Source organism: Pseudomonas sp. Irchel s3a18, from assembly GCF_900187535.1.
Lineage (GTDB): Bacteria > Pseudomonadota > Gammaproteobacteria > Pseudomonadales > Pseudomonadaceae > Aquipseudomonas.
The window spans coordinates 1-1,365 of sequence record NZ_FYDV01000042.1 but is presented as its reverse complement, the minus strand read 5'-3'; the positions used below and the strand labels follow the sequence as shown (position 1 = coordinate 1,365).

Sequence of the window (1,365 nt, the reverse complement as noted above, 5' to 3'; positions counted from 1 at the left end):
CGGGGCTAATGAGATGGTCAGCCTGACCGAGAAGCCCTGCAGGTTTACGCTTGCAGGGCTTTTCTCGTTTTCGGACGGAGGATCTCTCATGAATACGATGACGCTTCTCGGTATCGACATCGGCAAACACAGTTTCCACCTGCATGGCCAGGACGCCAAAGGCCATCAGGTGCTGCGCAAAAAGACCAGTCGCGGCCAATTGCTTTGCACCTTGGCCCAGTTGCCAGCCTGCACGGTGGTGATGGAGTCCTGTGGCGGTGCGCATTGGCTGGCCCGGCAGATTGGCGCATTGGGCCACGCGGTGAAGCTGATCGCCCCGCAGTACGTCAAACCGTTCGTCAAAGGCAACAAAAACGACTTCATTGATGCCGAAGCGATCTGCGAGGCGGCAAGCCGCCCCGCGATGCGCTTCTGCTCGATCAAAACCGCAGAGCAACAAACACTGTCAGCCTTGCACCGCGTGCGCGATTCGTTGATTGGCCAGCGCACCGCCATGACCAATCAGATTCATGGCTTTCTGCTGGAGTTTGGCATCAGTTTGCCTGTCGGCGTTGCCGGCCTGGGTCGCGTACCGACGCTGCTGGACAACCCACAGCACCCACTCCCGCTGGGTTTGAAGGGGGTGGTGATGCGCCTCTATCGGCAGATTCAACAGCTGCGAGATGAAATCAAGGACATCGAGTCCGAGCTGAAGCAGCAGCTGAAAGACGATGAGGCCGGCAGTCGTTTGCAGAGTATTCCCGGCATCGGCCCGATCACCGCCAGCGCGGTCCTGGCCGACATCGGCGATGCATCGAACTATCGAAGCGGGCGTGATTTTGCCGCCTCGCTGGGGCTGGTACCCAGGCAGTATTCCACCGGCGGCAAAACGCTGTTGCTGGGGATCAGCAAGCGGGGCGATAAGCACATACGCCAGCTGCTGGTACAGGGTGCGCGGGCCATCATGCGGTATATCGACAAGCGCGAAGATGCCCTTGGGGCTTGGGTTCGAGAGTTGCTGACACGTCGCCATTCCAACGTTGTGGCGTGCGCGCTGGCTAACAAACTGGCGCGCATCGTGTGGGCGGTACTGGCCAAAGGCGGCCAGTACGACCCACATCCGCACGCTTGAACGTACAGCTTTCCCACCGGCTTTTGCGACGTCACTGACTGATGACAGTAAACGGCAAACGGCCCGACTGAGAACCTGGCAAAAAAATCAGCGTTCGAGGCTGAGGGGCTTTTCAGGACAGTCGGGAGCGGCTACTCATCGAGGGCCGAGCGCTGTTGCCACAGCGCTCACCATGAGCCCGGATACATTAGCGCAAGCCAGCTTTACCGAAAACAGCCAAAGAGGTTGCAGGAGATGGGCTGACCATACATTTT

The 1,365-nt window shown here is 59.0% G+C and carries 1 protein-coding gene; it reads left to right on the top strand.

What is annotated here, in order from left to right; genetic code table 11:
• Window positions 1–88: 88 nt before the first annotated feature.
• Window positions 89–1,111, top strand: a complete 1,023-nt coding sequence (locus CKW29_RS25330) for an IS110 family transposase (protein WP_095147510.1) — start codon at window positions 89–91, stop codon at window positions 1,109–1,111.
• Window positions 1,112–1,365 lie beyond the last annotated feature (254 nt).